Raw genomic sequence first — 17,739 nt, forward strand, 5'->3', positions numbered from 1 at the left:
GCGGCAAACGTGGCTTGCAGCGCGAGCAGCGCTTCGCCCCTGAGGCTTGTACCACCCCGAACTCCCCGCCCACCTTCAATTCGAAGGAATGTGGCGCCTACTGCCCGCCCTTCTGAACGAAGGACCTCACGAAATCCTCGGCGTTGGCCTCGAGTACGTCATCGATTTCGTCGAGGACGTCGTCCACGTCGTCGCTCAGCTGCTCCTGGCGCTCCTTGAGGTCTTCGGATGCCTGCGCCTCGGGCGCCTCCTCGACCTCCTCGGTGGAACGCGTCGCCTTCTGCTGTCCGCCGCCGGTGTCCTTGGTCGCCATAACCCTCACCCCGCTCGGTTCGACGTTCTTGATCAGACCCTACAAGCAGGATCCGACATGGGCCCCGTAGTTCCTACAACGTACGGCGGCCACCTCGATGATTCCCTTTCGCCGGACTTTCCACCCTGTCCGGCGGCCCGGTCGTGTGGGCCGGCTCAGTTGCCGGACAACACCCTGACCAGGTCTTCTGCCGTTCGGCAGCGGTCCAGAAGCTCCTTGACATGATTACGCGTTCCGCGAAGCGGTTCCAGGGTTGGGACGCGCTGGAGCGAGTCCCTGCCGGGCAGATCGAAGATCACCGAGTCCCAGGAGGCCGCCGCGACGTCGTCCGCGTACTGCTCCAGGCAGCGTCCGCGGAAGTAGGCGCGGGTGTCCTCGGGCGGCTTCGTCCGGGCCCGCTCGACCTCTGTCTCGTCCAGCAGCCGCTTGATGCTGCCGCGGGCGACGAGGCGGTTGTAGAGCCCCTTGTCGGGCCGTACGTCGGCGTACTGGAGGTCGACGAGGTGCAGCCGGGCGGCGTCCCAGTCCAGCTCGTCCCTGCGCCGGTAGCCCTCCATGACCTGCCGCTTGGCGACCCAGTCCAGCTCGCCGGCCAGGCTCATGTGGTCGTTCTCCAGGCGGTTGAGGGTGTCCTCCCAGCGGGTCAGGACGTCCTTGGTCTGGTCGTCGGCGTCGGCTCCGTACCGTTCCTCGACGTATTTGCGGGCGAGTTCGTAGTACTCCATCTGGAGTTGGACGGCGGTGAGTGTGCGGCCGCTGCGGAGCGTGACCAGCCGCTTCAGGGTGGGGTCGTGCGAGACCTGGTGCAGCGTCCGTACGGGCTGGTCGACGGCGAGGTCCACGGCGATGAAGCCGTCCTCGATCATCGACAGTACGAGCGCGGTCGTGCCGAGCTTCAGGTAGGTCGAGATCTCGGACAGGTTCGCGTCGCCGATGATCACATGGAGCCGGCGGTGCTTCTCGGCGTCGGCGTGGGGTTCGTCGCGGGTGTTGATGATGGGGCGCTTCAGCGTGGTCTCGAGACCGACCTCGACCTCGAAGTAGTCCGCGCGCTGGCTGAGCTGGAAGCCGTGTTCGTGGCCGTCCTGGCCGATGCCGACGCGTCCCGCGCCGGTGAAGACCTGGCGTGAGACGAAGAACGGGGTGAGGTGGCGGACGATGTCCGAGAAGGGCGTCTCCCGCTTCATCAGGTAGTTCTCGTGGGTGCCGTAGGAGGCTCCCTTGTTGTCGGTGTTGTTCTTGTACAGGTGGATGGGCTGGGCGCCCGGGAGCGCGGCGGCCCGTTCTGCGGCTTCGGCCATGATCCGTTCGCCGGCCTTGTCCCAGAGGACGGCGTCGCGGGGGTTGGTGACCTCGGGGGCGCTGTATTCGGGGTGTGCGTGGTCGACGTAGAGGCGTGCGCCGTTGGTGAGGATGACATTGGCGAGGCCGATGTCCTCGTCGGTGAGCTGGCTGGAGTCGGCGGCCTCGCGGGCGAGGTCGAAGCCTCGCGCGTCCCGCAGCGGGTTCTCCTCCTCGAAGTCCCAGCGGGCCCGGCGGGCCCGGTGCATCGCCGCCGCGTAGGCGTTCACGATCTGGGACGAGGTGAGCATGGCATTGGCGTTGGGGTGGCCGGGGACGGAGATCCCGTACTCCGTCTCGATGCCCATTACTCGCCGTACGGTCATGCGGCCCTCCTTGCCTGGCGGCGTCCCCGGTCGGGGGCGCTGCTCAAGTACCGCTGGCGCTCCGGTGCGTGTGCGGTGCCCGTCCCCGCACTGTGCGACTCGGCGGTATTGAAGAGCCTAGAACGCCTTTGCACTGGTGGGGAGATCATTTGCGTCATTGCTGTGTTCCGGTGGTGGCTGCAGAAAACAGTCGGCTGCGGGTACCCACTGAGGGCACCCGCAGCCGCCCTGTCTTTTACAGGTACTGACCGGTGTTCGCCACCGTGTCGATGGAGCGTCCGGTGTCCGAGCCCTGCTTTCCGGTGATGAGGGTGCGGATGTAAACAATCCGCTCGCCCTTCTTTCCGGAGATCCGGGCCCAGTCGTCGGGGTTGGTGGTGTTGGGCAGGTCCTCGTTCTCCTTGAACTCGTCCACGCAGGCCTGGAGCAGGTGGGAGACGCGGAGGCCCTTCTGGGTCTTTTCGAGGAAGTCCTTGATCGCCATCTTCTTGGCGCGGCCGACGATGTTCTCGATCATGGCGCCGGAGTTGAAGTCCTTGAAGTAGAGGACTTCCTTGTCTCCGTTGGCGTAGGTGACTTCCAGGAAGCGGTTTTCCTCGGTTTCGGCGTACATGTGTTCCACAGCGGACTGGATCATGCTCTGGACCGTTGTGCCCCGGTCGCCGCCGTGCTCGGCGAGGTCGTCGCTGTGCAGCGGGAGGCGTGGGGTGAGGTACTTGCCGAAGATGTCCTTGGCCGCCTCGGCGTCCGGACGTTCGATCTTGATCTTCACGTCGAGCCGGCCGGGCCGCAGGATGGCGGGGTCGATCATGTCCTCACGGTTGGAGGCACCGATCACGACCACGTTCTGCAGGCCCTCCACGCCGTCGATCTCTGCGAGGAGCTGCGGGACGATCGTGTTCTCCACGTCGGAGCTGACGCCGGAGCCACGGGTACGGAAGAGGGATTCCATCTCGTCGAAGAAGACGATGACGGGGGTGCCCTCGCTGGCCTTCTCGCGGGCCCGCTGGAAGACCAGGCGGATCTGCCGCTCGGTCTCGCCGACGTACTTGTTGAGAAGCTCGGGGCCCTTGATGTTGAGGAAGAAGCTCTTGCCGGCGGCCACTCCGGTCACTTCGGCGACCTTCTTGGCCAGCGAGTTCGCCACGGCCTTGGCGATGAGCGTCTTGCCACATCCGGGGGGCCCGTAGAGCAGGACACCCTTGGGCGGGCGCAGTTCATGCTCCTTGAACAGGTCCGGGTGGAGGTAGGGCAGCTCGACGGCGTCGCGGATGGCTTCGATCTGGTTGCCGAGGCCGCCGATCTGCTCGTAGCCGATGTCGGGGACTTCTTCGAGGACGAGTTCCTCGACCTCGCTCTTGGGGACGACCTCGTAGACGTACCCGGAGCGGGGTTCGAGCAGGAGCGCGTCGCCGGGGCGGATGGTGATGCCCAGCAGGGGCTCGGCGAGCCGGACCACGCGTTCCTCGTCGGTGTGCCCGAGGACGAGTGCCCGTTCGCCGTCCTCGAGGATCTCCTTGAGGGTGACGATGTCGCCGACGCGCTCGTACTTCATGGCCTCGACCACGTTGAGCGCTTCGTTGAGCATCACTTCCTGGCCACGCCGGAGCTCGTCGAGGTCGACGCCGGGACTCACGTTCACCCGGAGTTTTCTGCCGCCGGTGAAGATGTCGGCGGTGCCGTCCTCGTTCGCCATGAGGAAGACTCCGAAGCCGGCCGGGGGCTGTGCGAGCCGGTCGACCTCTTCCTTGAGGGCCACGATCTGGTCGCGGGCCTCGCGGAGCGTGCCGGCGAGTCGTTCGTTCTGGGCGGACACGCCGGCCAGGTTGGTCTGCAGCTCGACGATCCGCTCTTCGAGAATCCTCGTGTGTCGCGGAGAGTCGGCGAGCTTGCGTCGCAGGACGGCGATCTCCTGCTCAAGGTAGGCAATCTGCCCGGCCGGGTCCTCAGACCCGCGTCCCGGGCGGATGCCGCGGTTCATGTCGTCGTCGTGGGCTGCCACGGTCCTCACCTCCTCCAAGGGGAGCTGGACGCTTCCAGACCCTACCTGGGCGGGTGTCGATTGAAACCCCTAGATCACAAAGACGGTCGGGGTGTGTCCGATCTTCACCCTTGCGCTCTCCCTCACGCCAGGGGAATACCCACCGAGGGTGACGGGAACCCCGGCGGAGGTAGGGTCGATGTGTTCAACACCCGTCGGAGCTGGCCGGATTCCCGTTCGGTTCGACGCGTGAGACCGGGACACGGGGAGACGGCAGGAGAGATGAGCGTGCAGCAGGAGGCCGGAGTCGAGGGTGCGGCCCTGGAGGTCTGGATCGACCAGGACCTGTGTACCGGCGACGGCATCTGCGTGCAGTACGCGCCCGAGGTGTTCGAGCTGGATATCGACGGGCTGGCGTACGTGAAGGGCTCGGACGACGAGTTGTTGCAGGCCACAGGGGCTACGACGCGTGTGCCACTGCCGATTCTCACGGACGTGGTCGATTCCGCGAAGGAGTGTCCGGGCGAGTGCATCCATGTGCGTCGCGTGGCGGACGGCGTGGAGGTGTACGGGCCGGACGCCGGGTGACCGGTTCGGCACCGCTCGTCGCCACTGTCCTTTTTTCACGCGTTCTCGGGCGCTCCGGAGCGTGGGCGTGTGCCGGGGTGTGTGCCCCGAGTTGCGCGAGGTGCGTCCGCGCCGGGTTCACACGCTCCGGGCGCCGGAGGGCTCGGACTGGACGAACGCCCCGTTGTCCCAGTGCCACTTCACACTCTTGCGCACGTCGGGGCAGCAACGGGGCACGTCGGTGGACGAGTAGTCGAGAATCGCCGCGGTGATCTCGCCTTCGCGTACGGCGAAGTCGTCGACGTTGGTGCGGTCCTTGGGGTCGACGAGGGTGGCCACCACGCGGGGCGTGGCGGCTCCGGCGGCCTGGGTCAGCACGTACATGCCGTCGGGCGGGGTGCCCATGGAGGCGTCGCAGTGGACGGCCGCCACCGTCTCGGGCCGGCCGTCGCCGTCCAGGTCACCGGCCGCGTGCTTCTTGACCACCACGTTCACCGGACCGCATTCGAGCGGGAACTCGACGGCCGCCGGGTCGGGGGGTGCGATGTGCGCCGGGGCGTTCTTCGTCTCCGGGGCGGGGGCCTGGGCCGCTGTCGCGGCTCTGGGCTGCATCAGGGAGGAGAGCGCCACTACACCTGCGACGGCCGTGGCGGTGGCGACCCAGTGGATCGGGCGGGTGTGCGTGTGTGCGAGCTCCGGAACGGCGGGTGACTGCACGAGGAGCGTCTCCTGTGAGAGCTGTGCCGGTGGGGTGGCCAGCATCGTGCCACACGTCACAGTGCGGGGGAACGGCGGGGTGCGGGGCTGTGGTGCAGGAAGGTCCCGTCTCCTCCCGTCCCATCGCGTCGCGTCGCGTCGCGTCGCGTCAACAGAAGAGCGCCGTGGCGCAGTTCCCGGTGTGGGTGGGGAACTGCGCCACGGCGTTCGTGCGTTGTCGTGGTGGCGGGTCGTGTCAGCGTGCGATGCCCGCGTCGGCGTTGGGTCCCGAGTAGTCCTCGCCGTAGGCGCCCTTGGCCGGGCGGCGGCGTCGCATGGGGGGCTCCACGCCGTCGGCGAGCCGGCGGGCGGTGAGCAGGAAGCCGGTGTGGCCGATCATGCGGTGGTCCGGGCGGACGGCGAGACCTTCGATGTGCCAGTTGCGGATCATCGATTCCCAGGCGGTCGGCTCGTTGAAGGAGCCGATCTCCCGGATGGACTCGACGGTCCGGGCGAGCTGGGTGGTGGTCGCGACGTAGCAGCAGAGGATGCCGCCGGGGACGAGCGCCTTGGAGACTGCCTCCAGGCATTCCCAGGGAGCGAGCATGTCGAGGATGACGCGGTCGACCTCGGTGTCGGACAGGTTGTCCTGGAGGTCGCCGACGGTGAGCTGCCAGGCGGGGTGCGGGCCGCCGAAGTAGCGCTCCACGTTGGCCTGGGCGATCTCGGCGAAGTCCTCGCGCCGTTCGTAGCTGTGCAGCATGCCCTGGTCGCCGATGGCGCGCAGCAGGAAGCTGCTCAGGGAGCCGGAGCCGACACCGGCCTCCACCACGCGGGCGCCGGGGAAGATGTCGGCGAAGGCGAGGATCTGCCCCGCGTCCTTCGGGTAGACGACGGCTGCCCCGCGGGGCATGGACAGGACGTAGTCGGGGAGCAGGGGGCGCAGCGCGAGGTAGGCGACGTTCCCGGTGGTGCGGACAACGCTGCCCTCGGGTGCACCGATCAGCTCGTCGTGGGGGAAGGAACCCTTGTGGGTGTGAAAGTTCTTCCCGGCCTCGAGCGTGAACGTGTAGTGGCGGCCCTTGGGGTCGGTCAGCTGTACCTGGTCCCCGACCTTGAAGGGCCCGCGGCGGCGGGCGGCACCGGTCGGTTCGGACATGTGACCAGCCTACCGGTCCCGGCGCGGGCCACTGACCATCCGGGGCCCGAGGGCGTGCGGCGGGCGAAACGGCCGTCGGGCGACGGCCGGCGTCAGGCGGGGCGGGCCATGGCCTTGACGAAGGCGTGCTCGACGTCGGCCGCGGACAGGACGCCGTAGATCTCGCCGGTCGCCTCGACGACCAGGTACTCGGTGGCGGGTGCGGCACGCAGGGCTTCCAGGAGTTCCTCCCCCGCGAGCTCGGCGGAGACGCGCATGCCCTCGGTGAGGTCCTGAGCGAGCCCGCTGACCGCGACCCAGGGGCGGCGGTGTTCGGGTACGCCGACGATGGCGGCCTCGCGCACCAGGGACAGCGGGGTGCCGTCGGGGTCGACGACGACGAGTGCGCGGGCTCCGGCGGCGTTGGCGCGGCGCAGCGCCTCGGAGAGGGGGGTGTCGGTCTCGACGGGTACCGCGCGGCGGGTCAGTGCGCGGGCGCGCAGTTCCGGCAGGTGCTCGCGCAGGCGGGCCATGCGCAGGCTGTTGCCGGCGCCGGTCCAGATGATCGCCGCGAGGATGGCGGCGAGCAGGGCGTCGAGGACGGTGTCCATGCCGACGCCGTCCGCGGCGTCGGAGCCGAGGGCTCCGGACTGGGTGAGCAGGGGGAGGCCGACCAGGACGGAGATGGCGAGGGCGCGGCCCACCCAGGCGGCGGCGACGGTGCCGCTCATCGGCTTGCCGGTGATTTTCCAGACGACCGCGCGGAGCATGCGTCCGCCGTCGAGGGGGAGACCGGGCAGGAGGTTGAAGACGGCCACGATGAGGTTGGAGATCATCAGGCCGGCCAGCAGGACGCCGGGTACGGAGCCGGGGTCGACCGCGAGGAGTCCGAGGTAGAACAAGCCGGACAGGACGAGGGAGAGCAGGGGGCCCACGAAGGCGAGCACGAACTCCCGTCCGGGTGTCTCTGCCTCCTTCTCGATCTCGGAGACGCCGCCGAAGAACTGGAGCTGGATACGGCGCACCGGGAGCTTGAAGCGGAGGGCGGCCAGTGTGTGGGCGAGTTCGTGGACCAGCACCGAGGCGTAGAAGGCGACGGCGAAGAACAGTGAGACCAGGTAGCTGGCGGCGCCGAGCTCGGGCAGTACGCGGTCGATCTGGCCGCCGAAGACCCAGGTGATGAGGATGGCGACGAGGAACCAGCTGGGCGCGACGTAGACGGGCACGCCGAAAGGGCGTCCCATCAGCAGTCCGCCGCGCGGCTGCTCCACCGGGCGCTGCGGCGCTGATTCCTTGCCGGGTGCCGGGTGGGCGAGGGGGCGGTCGGGGTGGTGGTGGGGCTGGTGCGGTGGGTCCGGCTCGGGGGGTGCGGGCCGGTGGCCGGCGGGGGTCTCGTCGGGTGGGGGACCGGTCGCACGGGTGCCGGTCGGGGTGTCGGTTTCGGTGGGGTCGGTTCCGTGCGGGGTCCTCGGGTCACGGGCCCCGGTGGTCTCGTCCGGCTCCTGCGAGGTCACCGGGGTGGAGGGCTGCTCGGGCGGCCCGTTGCGGGGTGTGGGCCCGGCCTCCGCCGGGGCACCGCCGGTCCTCTGCGGAGTGTCCTGGGAGGTCGGCGGGGTGCGGTCGGCAGCGTGCTCGGCGGACCGGTCGTCCGAGGGGTTCGGGGTGTCCGAGGGGTTCGGGGTGGTTTCGGCTGGGTCGAAGCGGCCCCCGTCCGTGGTGGGTTCGCCTGCCGGGCGCCCTGCGTGGCGCTCGGCCGGCTCGTCGTTGCCGGAGCGCGGCTGCCCGCGTCCGCCGCTTGCGTCCACCGGTGTCCCCTCGTCGCTGCGTCTCCCGCGCCTGCCGGACGGGAGGGTCTCGAGTCGATGGTATGCGGCCGTTGCCACACGTTTCGCCTCGGCACCCCTCTCCGTTCCCCTCCGTCACCGCGCCTGCCCTCCCTCTCCTTCCCCTTGTCCCCCTTCGGTCACCCCGCCGTGTGCGGTCACTGTCGGTGCCGGGCCGTAAAGTCTGTGGACATGGAGACGAGCACCGGGGCCGCGGGGCGGTCCGACAGCACGCCGGTCGTGGCGGCGGACGCGCCGGTCACTGCCGGGAAGACGACGGGGGGCAGGGAGACGGCCGGGGCGGCCGCGGCGCCTGCCGTGCGGCCCGCCGCGCCGCCCGCTTCACTGTCCCCCTCGCGGGCCGGTGACTTCATGCAGTGTCCGCTGCTGTACCGGTTCCGGGTCATCGACCGGCTGCCGGAGAAGCCGAGCGAGGCGGCGACGCGAGGCACGCTGGTGCACGCGGTACTGGAACGTCTGTTCGACATCCCGGCCGCCGAGCGCACCGCGCCGCGGGCGAAGGCGCTGGTGCCGGGGCAGTGGGACCGGCTGCGGGAGTCCCGGCCGGAGGTCATGGAGCTGTTCGCCGAGGATCCGGAGGGTGAGCGGCTGGCGCGCTGGCTGGCGGAGGCGGAGCAGCTGGTGGAGCGCTGGTTCGGCCTGGAGGATCCGAGCCGGCTGGAGCCCGCCGAGCGGGAGCTGTTCGTGGAGGCCGAGCTGGATTCCGGGCTGCGGCTGCGCGGGATCATCGACCGGGTGGATGTGGCGCCCACCGGCGAGGTACGGATCGTCGACTACAAGACGGGCAAGGCGCCGCGGCCGGAGTACGCGGAGGGCGCGCTGTTCCAGATGAAGTTCTACGCCCTGGTGGTGTGGCGGCTGAAGCGGGTGATTCCGCGTCGGCTGCAGCTCGTGTACCTGGGCAGCGGCGATGTCGTGACGTACGACCCCGTCCGTGCCGATCTGGAGCGCGTCGAGCGCAAGCTGCTGGCGTTGTGGGAGGCGATCCGGGAGGCCACGGAGACGGGTGACTGGCGGCCGCGCCCCACCAAGCTGTGCGGCTGGTGCGACCACCAGGCGCACTGCCCGGAGTTCGGCGGCACTCCCCCGCCCTATCCGCTGCCGGTACGGACCGCCGGGTCCGACGCGGTGTGAGGTGCCCCGGACTCCGGCGGGACGGAGGGCGCAGGGCACAATGAGGGCGGACTAGCGAAGGAGACTTACGTGGCCATCCGCGTCCTACTGGTCGACGACCAGCCGCTGCTGCGCACCGGCTTCCGGATGATCCTGGAGGCCGAGCAGGACATCGCGGTCGTCGGCGAGGCCGGGGACGGCCTCCAGGCCCAGGACCAGGTGCGGGCGCTGCAGCCCGACGTGGTCCTGATGGACATTCGCATGCCGCGGATGGACGGCGTGGAGGCGACCCGGCAGATCACCGGCCCCGAGCGGGACGGCCCGGCGAAGGTCCTGGTGCTGACCACGTTCGATCTCGACGAGTACGTGGTGGAGGCGCTGCGCGCGGGCGCCAGCGGCTTCCTGTTGAAGGACGCCCCGGCCAATGAGCTGGTGCAGGCGATCCGGGTGGTGGCCGCCGGTGAGGCGATGCTCGCCCCGAGCATCACGCGCCGGCTGCTGGACAAGTACGCCACGCATCTGCCGTCCGGTGACGAGCCGGTGCCGGACACACTGCACACGCTGACCGACCGGGAGGTCGAGGTGCTGAAGCTGGTGGCGCGGGGCCTGTCCAACGCGGAGATCGCCGCGGACCTGTTCGTCAGCGAGACGACGGTGAAGACGCACGTCGGTCATGTCCTGACGAAGCTCGGGCTGCGCGACCGGGTGCAGGCAGCGGTGTACGCGTACGAGAGCGGACTGGTGCGCCCGGGAGCGCAGTAGCGCCCGCCCGCTCACCCGGCGCCGCTACGCGCCGCACGTGCATACGCCGAGGGCGCCTCCCGACTTTCGGGAGGCGCCCTCGGCGTATGCGGGCCCGGTCCGGGCCCGCCGTGTCAGCCACTCACGCCACGGCCCAGCTCCCACAGCTGAAGCGTGGAGGAGGAGTTGAGCAGGTATGCGGTGCCGGTGACGCTGTCGTGCGCGGCAACGTACTGCTTGCCCTGCCACAGCGGCAGCACGGGCACCTCCTCGGCAACGATGTTCTGGATCGCGTTCAGGCTGTTGACAGCGGCCAGCCGGTCGGCCTGACGGCGGGTCTCAGGGATCAGCTTCTTGCGGATCTCGGTGTTGGCGTACGGCGAGTTGAGGAAGTTGTCCTCGTCCAGGAACGGGGCGAGGAAGTTGTCGGCGTCCGGGTAGTCGGGGAACCAGCCCATGCCGTAGACGTCGAACTTGCCCTCCTGGCCGGCCGTCTTGAAGGTGTTCCAGCCCGCGCCCTCGATGTCGGTGTCGAACAGACCGCTGTCGTTGAGCTGCTTGCTGAGCTGCTCGAACTCCGCCTTGGTCGCGGGACCGTAGTGGTCGGTCGTGTAGTGCAGCGTCATCTTCACCGGGGTGGTGATGCCGGCCTCCTCCAGCAGCCCGCGGGCCTTGGAGACGTCGGGGTCGCCGTACAGGTTGAAGAACGCGTTGGAGTGACCGGTGACGGTCGCGGGGACCAGCGAGTACAGCGGCTCGGCCTGGGAGCCGTAGACCTTGGCGACCAGCTCGCTGCGGTTGATGACCCGGGCCATGGCCTGGCGGACGGCCTTGTTCTCCACGGAGGGGGCATCGGTGTTGAAGACCAGGTAGCGGATCTCCAGACCCGGTGACTCGACGAGGTCCACGGTGTCGTCGGAGTCGCTGCCGAGCTTCGTGATCTGCTCCGGCGACATGCCTCGGGTCATGATGTCGATCTCGTTGCTCTCGAGCGCCTCGCCCATGGCCTCGGCGCTCTCGTAGGAGAGCATCTCGATCTTGTCGTGGCCGACCTTCAGGGACCCCTTGTAGGAGGGGTTCTTGACGTAGGTGGCGCGGACCAGCTCGCCGTCCTTGACCTCGGGCTCGAACGTGTACGGCCCGGAGCCGTCGATGTCGAACCCGTCGCGCAGCTTGTCCTTGTCGTAGGAGCCCTCAGGGAGGATGCCCGCGACCGGGGTGGACAGCTTGTACGGGAAGGTGGCGTCCGCCGACTTGAGGTGGAAGATCACCTCGCGGTCGCCCTGCGTCTCGATGGTGTCGATGCTGGACAGCAGCGCGAAGACAGCACTGTCGGCCTCGATCGCCAGGGCGCGGTCGAGGGAGTACTTCACATCGGCCGCGGTGATGGGGTCACCGTTCGAGAACTTCAGGCCTTCGCGCAGGGTGCAGGTGTACCGCTCGTTGCCGGAGTCGGTGAAACCGCAGCTCTCGGCCGCCTCGGGTACCGGCGCTCCGTCACCGCGCGGCTGGATCAGCAGCGTCTGCACGGTCTGGCGCAGGATGTTCCAGGTACCGACGTCGTAGGCGTACGCCGGGTCGACCGGCGCGGGGTCGCTCTTCGAGAGGGTGAACCGGTCCGTGGTGCCGACGACGATCGCGTCGCCGTCTCCGCTCCCGCCCCCGGTATCGCCACAGCCGGCGAGTACCGGCGCGAGCAGACCGATCGCGGCCGCCAACACCAAAGTCTTGCGGTTCATGCTCGAGTTTCTCCAGAGCTGTCGACTCCGTGTATGCGGCATACAGGGGTATTGCTACCGATCACGGGGATGGGGGCGAGGTTCTCGCGATGAGGTTAGTCCGGACTCGCGGGAAGGGCCGCAGCCACCGAAGTTGAGCCTCCATCACGCAGTGGAACCGGGTGTGAACGCACCGACAAACGCCGGTGCGGCAGGATTGGTGCAGTGATCCACCAATCGGGACACAAGGGAACGCGGAGGCCCGTCGAAAAGGGGCGGACATCACATGCCGACCCTCCCGTCGAGCCCCCTATGAGTGGTGAACATCACAGGTGAAATCCGACCCGAGGGGGCGGAATTCAACGTTCGGTAGCGGTCCGAATTCCTTCGGACACCCGCTGGGGCCGTCTGGTGCGGACTCCCGGAATTTCAGTCCTGTACGCCGGTCTACGTTCGGTGAACACCTAGCGCATTTCCGTCATCAGGCTGTGCAGAAAAGTCAGGTCGACGGCTTCCAGCGAGGGGACGACGGTCCGCCGGACAGCCGCCTCGATCGGGGCCACCGAGGGCACCGCCACGACGTGGCACCCCGCGGCCTCTGCGGAAGCGACACCGGTCGCCGTGTCCTCGACCACGGCGCACCACAGGGGGTCCACGCCGAGTGCGACGGCGGCGGCCAGATACGGGTCGGGGTGCGGCTTGGTGCGCGGGACCTCGTCACCGGCGACCGACAGCGCGAAGTGCTGAGGGCCCAGAGAGGCGAGCACCCGGTCGATGATGCGCCGGTGCGAGGCCGAGACCAGGGCCGTGGGGATGCCGTTCTCGGACAGCTCGGCCAGCAGGCGGGCGGCGCCGGGCATGAGCGGCAGGGCGTCGGCGATACGGTCCTCGAAACCGTCGTTGAGCAGCACCGTCAGTTCGGCGAGGGGGATGTCGGCCCCGGTCGCCTCGATGAGGAAGCCCGCGCTGCGGGTCATGGGGCCGCCGACCACGACGTGGCGCCAGGAGTCGTCGAGGGGGTGGCCGAGGGAGGCGAACACCTCGACCTCGACGTCCCACCAGAAGCCCTCGGTGTCGACCAGGGTGCCGTCCATGTCCAGGAATACGGCCTGAAGGGTGGATCCTCCGGCCGGGCGGGGCTTCCCCGTCCGTGCGGGCCGGAGGCTCTGGGAAAGGGCGTCGAGCGCGGGAACCGTACTGGTCATCCACGTACCTCCGTCAAAGGGACGATCAGGCCGGTTCCCTTGGGGGAACCGGCCTGCGGTGGACCGACCAGTGTACGTCGCGCCCGGGGCGACCGCTTCTGGTGATTCACGGGCCCCCTGGCGGAGTCAGCGGGCGTTGAAGTACTTGGCCTCCGGGTGGTGGATCACGATGGCGTCGGTGGACTGCTCGGGGTGCAGCTGGAACTCCTCGGACAGGTGGACGCCGATGCGCTCCGGCTGGAGCATCTCGGCGATCTTGGCGCGGTCCTCCAGGTCGGGGCAGGCGCCGTAGCCGAGGGAGAAGCGGGCGCCCCGGTACTTCAAGGCGAACATGTCCTCCATCCCGGCCGGGTCCTCACCGGCGAACCCGAGCTCCGAGCGCACCCGCGCGTGCCAGTACTCGGCGAGCGCCTCGGCCAGCTGCACGGACAGCCCGTGCAGTTCGAGGTAGTCGCGGTAGGCGTTGGCCTCGAACATCCGCGCGGTCTCCTCGCCGATGCGGGAGCCGACCGTGACGATCTGGAAGCCGACGACATCGGTCTCGCCGGACTCCTCCGGGCGGAAGAAGTCGGCCAGACACAGGCGTCGTCCGCGGCGCTGGCGCGGGAAGGTGAAACGAGTGCGTTCGTTGCCCGCCTCGTCCAGGACGATCAGGTCGTCGTCCTTGGAGACGCACGGGAAGTAGCCGTACACGACGGCCGCCTCGAGCAGGTTGTCCGTCTGGAGCCGGTCCAGCAGGCCGCGCAGCCTGGGCCGGCCCTCGGTCTCGACGAGCTCCTCGTACGTCGGCCCGTCGCCGGCGCGGGCCTGCTTCAGGCCCCACTGCCCCTTGAACAGGGCGCCCTCGTCGAGCCAGGACGCGTACTCCTTGAGCTGGATGCCCTTGATCACCCGGGTGCCCCGGAACGGGGGCTCGGGGACCGGGTTGTCGATGGCGACGTCCGAGCGGACGTGACCGGTCTCGGGGCGCTCGTCGATCTCCACGGTGGCCGCGCGGACCCGGCGCTGCCTCAGCTCGGGCAGCTGCGCGCCGGGCACGCCGCGCTTGATGCCGATGAGGGCGTCCATCAGACGCAGGCCCTCGAAGGCGTCGCGGGCGTAGCGGACCTCGCCCTGGTAGATCTCGTGCAGGTCCTGCTCGACGTAGGCGCGGGTCAGCGCGGCGCCGCCGAGGAGGACCGGGTAGTCGGCGGCGATACCGCGCTGGTTGAGCTCCTCCAGGTTCTCCTTCATGATCACCGTGGACTTCACCAGCAGCCCGGACATCCCGATCACATCGGCCCGGTGCTCGTCGGCGGCCTCCACGATCGCCGAGACCGGCTGCTTGATGCCCAGGTTGACCACGTTGTAGCCGTTGTTCGTCAGGATGATGTCGACCAGGTTCTTGCCGATGTCGTGCACGTCGCCGCGGACGGTGGCGAGCACGATGGTGCCCTTGCCGTCCTCGTCGGTCTTCTCCATGTGCGGTTCCAGGTGGGCGACCGCGTTCTTCATGACCTCGGCGGACTGGAGCACGAACGGGAGCTGCATCTGGCCGGAGCCGAACAGCTCGCCGACCACCTTCATGCCGTCCAGCAGGGTGTCGTTGACGATGGCGAGGGCCTTACGGGTCTCGAGCGCCTGGTCGAGGTCGGCTTCCAGGCCGTTGCGCTCGCCGTCGATGATCCGCCGCTTGAGGCGCTCGTCCAGGGGGAGCGAGGCCAGCTCCTCGGCCTTGCCCGCCTTCAGGGACTTGGCGGTGGCGCCCTCGAAGAGCTGCATCAGCTTCTGCAGCGGGTCGTAGCCCTCGCGGCGCCGGTCGTGGATCAGGTCGAGGGCGGTGGTGACCTCCTCCTCGCTGAAGCGGGCGAGGGGCAGGATCTTCGACGCGTGCACGATCGCCGAGTCCAGGCCCGCCTTGACGCATTCGTCGAGGAAGACGGAGTTGAGCAGGATGCGGGCGGCAGGGTTGAGGCCGAAGGAGATGTTCGACAGCCCCAGGGTGGTCTGCACCTTGGGGTGGCGGCGCTTCAGCTCGCGGATGCCCTCGATGGTGGCGACGCCGTCCTTGCGGGACTCCTCCTGGCCGGTGCAGATGGTGAAGGTGAGGCAGTCGATGAGGATGTCCTCCTCGTGGATGCCCCAGTTGCCGGTCAGGTCGGCGATCAGGCGCTCGGCGATCTCGACCTTCTTCTCGGCGGTGCGGGCCTGGCCCACCTCGTCGATGGTCAGCGCGATCAGCGCCGCGCCGTGCTCCCTGGCCAGCTGCGCGACGTGCGCGAAGCGGGATTCGGGGCCGTCGCCGTCCTCGTAGTTCACCGAGTTGATGACCGCCCGGCCGCCGAGCTTTTCCAGGCCGGCCCTCAGGACGGGGACCTCGGTGGAGTCGAGCACGATCGGCAGGGTGGAGGCGGTGGCGAACCGGCCGGCCAGTTCCTCCATGTCGGCGACGCCGTCGCGGCCGACGTAGTCGACACACAGGTCGAGCATGTGCGCGCCCTCGCGGATCTGCTCGCGGGCCAGTTCCACGCAGTCGTCCCAGCGGCCCTCGAGCATGGCCTCGCGGAACTTCCTGGACCCGTTGGCGTTGGTGCGCTCACCGATCGCGAGGTAGGAGGTGTCCTGGCGGAAGGGGACGCTCTGGTAGAGGGAGGCGGCGCCCGGCTCCGGGCGCGGGTCGCGCTCGACGGGAGCGAGGTCCCGGACGCGCTCGACGACCTGGCGCAGGTGCTCGGGGGTGGTACCGCAGCAGCCGCCGACCAGGGACAGTCCGTAGTCGCGGACGAACGTCTCCTGGGCATCGGCCAGGCCCTCGGGGCCGAGCGGGAAATGGGCGCCGTTCTTGGTGAGGACCGGCAGGCCCGCGTTGGGCATGCACAGCAGCGGGATGCGGGAGTGCCGCGCGAGATGGCGCAGGTGCTCGCTCATCTCGGCGGGGCCCGTCGAGCAGTTCAGGCCGATCATATCGATGCCGAGCGGCTCCAGCGCGGTGAGCGCGGCACCGATCTCGGAGCCGAGGAGCATGGTGCCGGTGGTCTCGAAGGCCATGGAGACCAGCAGCGGTACGTCGACACCGGTCGCCTCCATGGCGCGGCGGGAGCCGAGGACGGAGGCCTTGGTCTGGAGGAGGTCCTGGGTGGTCTCGACGATCAGCGCGTCGGCGCCGCCCGCGAGCAGTCCCTCGGCGTTGGCCTGGAAGCCGTCACGGATCGTGCCGTAGCCGATGTGGCCGAGGGTCGGCAGCTTGGTGCCGGGGCCGATCGAGCCGAGCACCCAGCGGGTGCGGCCGTCGCGCGCGGCGTGCTCGTCGGCGACCTCGCGGGCGATGCGGGCGCCGGCCTCGGAGAGCTCGTGCACCCGGTCGGCGATGTCGTACTCGGAGGCGGCACTGTGGTTGGCGCCGAACGTGTTGGTCTCGACGCAGTCGACGCCGGCGTCGAAGTACTCCGAGTGGACCGAGCGGACGATGTCCGGGCGTGTCAGGTTCAGGATCTCGTTGCAGCCCTCGAGGTTCTCGAAGTCCTCGAGGGTGGGGTCCTGTGCCTGGAGCATGGTGCCCATCGCTCCGTCGGCGACCACCACGCGCGTGGCGAGGGCCTCTCGGAGCGCGGACACGCGGGTCCGGCTGTCGGGGGAAGGGGTCAGCGGCAACGAGGCCATGTAAAGGGCTCCCTCAGGTGCGACGGCTGTCGGCTTTGCGGCTGCCCGGAACGATCCCTGGTGGAGCTTCCCGGGCAGGGCACGCCGTCAGCGTAGCCGGGACCGCTCCCCGACGCTCAGGCCGTCCACAAGCCGGACCATGATGGACGGGCCCCGGTGTCCCGCGTTCGGGTGACGCGGTGGACGACACCGCGGTTCTCGGCCGATGACGATGGATCGTTGGCGGGAGGTCGGCATCGGGCGGTAGTGTTCGGCATTGCCGAACAGAGGTAGCGTCGCGGGGCGGCGGTCGAAGGGGACGGAGGCAGCACGGCGATGGCACGGAACATCCAGTCGCTCGAACGGGCGGCAGCGATGCTGCGCCTGCTGGCGGGCGGCGAGCGGCGGCTCGGCCTGTCGGACATCGCCTCGTCGCTGGGCCTCGCCAAGGGGACGGCCCACGGCATCCTGCGCACCCTCCAGCAGGTGGGCTTCGTCGAACAGGACGAAGCCTCCGGGCGTTACCAGCTGGGTGCGGAGCTGCTGCGCCTGGGTACCACCTATCTCGACGTGCACGAACTGCGGGCGCGTGCCCTGGTGTGGACGGACGACCTGGCCCGTTCCAGCGGCGAGAGCGTCTACCTGGGGGTACTGCACCAGCAGGGCGTGCTGATCGTGCACCACGTGTTCCGGCCCGACGACAGCCGGCAGGTCCTGGAGGTGGGGGCCATGCAGCCCCTGCACTCCACGGCTCTGGGCAAGGTGCTGGCGGCCTACGACCCGGTGGCCCACAGCGAGGCCCTGGAGGCCGACCGCAAGGCGTTCACCGACCGGACGGTGTGCGATCCGGACGCCTTCGAACGGATCCTCGACGCCACTCGCGCCCGCGGGTACGCGGCGGACGTCGAGGAGACCTGGGAGGGCGTGGCCTCGGTCGCGGCCCCCGTCCACGACCGGCGGCGCATGCCGGTCGGCGCGGTCGGCGTCACGGGCGCGGTGGAGCGGCTGCAACAGGACGGCGAGCTGCGTCCCGAGCTGATCGCGGCGGTCCGGGACTGCGCCCGCTCGGTCTCGCGGGACCTGGGCGCCCGGCGGTTCTGAGCGCGGCGCGGGCTCGCCGGTCGGACCCGGCAGACCT

13 protein-coding genes are annotated in these 17,739 nt (G+C 69.5%); 4 read left to right on the top strand and 9 right to left on the bottom strand.

All coding sequences use genetic code 11. The features are described from left to right. Window positions 1–97: 97 nt before the first annotated feature. From ACFYQA_RS10365 to arc, 3 genes are all read right to left on the bottom strand, one after another. Entirely contained in the window at window positions 98–313 is a 216-nt protein-coding gene (locus ACFYQA_RS10365; RefSeq protein ID WP_055571807.1) for a ubiquitin-like protein Pup, read from the bottom strand. Between the two features lie 155 nt (window positions 314–468). Further along, window positions 469–1,980, bottom strand: coding sequence for a depupylase/deamidase Dop (gene dop, locus ACFYQA_RS10370; RefSeq protein ID WP_388914375.1), 1,512 nt, complete (start codon window positions 1,978–1,980; stop codon window positions 469–471). Window positions 1,981–2,215: 235 nt separating this feature from the next. Beyond that, window positions 2,216–3,982, bottom strand: coding sequence for a proteasome ATPase (arc, locus tag ACFYQA_RS10375; protein ID WP_388914378.1), 1,767 nt, complete (start codon window positions 3,980–3,982; stop codon window positions 2,216–2,218). 261 nt (window positions 3,983–4,243) lie between these two features. Between arc and ACFYQA_RS10380 the strand changes: the two genes are divergently transcribed. Continuing rightward, a complete protein-coding gene (locus ACFYQA_RS10380) occupies window positions 4,244–4,549 on the top strand; it encodes a ferredoxin (protein ID WP_388914381.1) in 306 nt (101 codons plus the stop codon). Between the two features lie 117 nt (window positions 4,550–4,666). Here ACFYQA_RS10380 and ACFYQA_RS10385 read toward each other — a convergent pair whose 3' ends face one another. The 3 genes from ACFYQA_RS10385 to ACFYQA_RS10395 all read right to left on the bottom strand — a co-directional run bounded on the left by ACFYQA_RS10385 (window position 4,667) and on the right by ACFYQA_RS10395 (window position 8,167). After that, entirely contained in the window at window positions 4,667–5,245 is a 579-nt protein-coding gene (locus ACFYQA_RS10385) for a hypothetical protein (protein ID WP_388914384.1), read from the bottom strand. 235 nt (window positions 5,246–5,480) lie between these two features. Then, window positions 5,481–6,383 (bottom strand): tRNA (adenine-N1)-methyltransferase, encoded by a 903-nt coding sequence (locus tag ACFYQA_RS10390; RefSeq protein WP_388914387.1) that lies wholly within the window; start codon window positions 6,381–6,383, stop codon window positions 5,481–5,483. 92 nt (window positions 6,384–6,475) lie between these two features. Further along, window positions 6,476–8,167 carry a site-2 protease family protein gene (locus ACFYQA_RS10395; protein ID WP_388914389.1) on the bottom strand — a complete coding sequence of 564 codons (1,692 nt, stop codon included), beginning with the start codon at window positions 8,165–8,167 and terminating at the stop codon, window positions 6,476–6,478. Window positions 8,168–8,377: 210 nt separating this feature from the next. On the opposite strand from ACFYQA_RS10395, the gene ACFYQA_RS10400 reads away from it, so the two are divergent. Together ACFYQA_RS10400 and ACFYQA_RS10405 are read left to right on the top strand one after the other, a co-directional pair. After that, on the top strand, window positions 8,378–9,340 hold the full coding sequence (locus ACFYQA_RS10400; protein ID WP_388914393.1) for a RecB family exonuclease: 963 nt from the start codon (window positions 8,378–8,380) through the stop codon (window positions 9,338–9,340). 69 nt (window positions 9,341–9,409) lie between these two features. Continuing rightward, window positions 9,410–10,081 carry a response regulator transcription factor gene (locus ACFYQA_RS10405; RefSeq protein WP_055597029.1) on the top strand — a complete coding sequence of 224 codons (672 nt, stop codon included), beginning with the start codon at window positions 9,410–9,412 and terminating at the stop codon, window positions 10,079–10,081. Between the two features lie 113 nt (window positions 10,082–10,194). Here the strand turns inward: ACFYQA_RS10405 and ACFYQA_RS10410 are convergent, their stop codons facing one another. The 3 genes from ACFYQA_RS10410 to metH form a co-directional block, all read right to left on the bottom strand. After that, window positions 10,195–11,799, bottom strand: a complete 1,605-nt coding sequence (locus ACFYQA_RS10410) for an ABC transporter substrate-binding protein (RefSeq protein WP_388914396.1) — start codon at window positions 11,797–11,799, stop codon at window positions 10,195–10,197. A 443-nt stretch (window positions 11,800–12,242) separates the two neighbouring features. Next, window positions 12,243–12,983, bottom strand: coding sequence for an HAD family hydrolase (locus ACFYQA_RS10415; RefSeq protein WP_388914399.1), 741 nt, complete (start codon window positions 12,981–12,983; stop codon window positions 12,243–12,245). Between the two features lie 126 nt (window positions 12,984–13,109). After that, complete coding sequence (gene metH, locus ACFYQA_RS10420) at window positions 13,110–16,622, bottom strand: methionine synthase (protein WP_388914402.1); 3,513 nt, start codon at window positions 16,620–16,622, stop codon at window positions 13,110–13,112. 315 nt (window positions 16,623–16,937) lie between these two features. Here metH and ACFYQA_RS10425 point away from each other — a divergent pair, with 315 nt between their 5' ends. Continuing rightward, on the top strand, window positions 16,938–17,702 hold the full coding sequence (locus ACFYQA_RS10425) for an IclR family transcriptional regulator (protein WP_388914405.1): 765 nt from the start codon (window positions 16,938–16,940) through the stop codon (window positions 17,700–17,702). Window positions 17,703–17,739 lie beyond the last annotated feature (37 nt).

This window comes from Streptomyces sp. NPDC005774, from assembly GCF_042871645.1.
Lineage (GTDB): Bacteria > Actinomycetota > Actinomycetes > Streptomycetales > Streptomycetaceae > Streptomyces > Streptomyces pratens.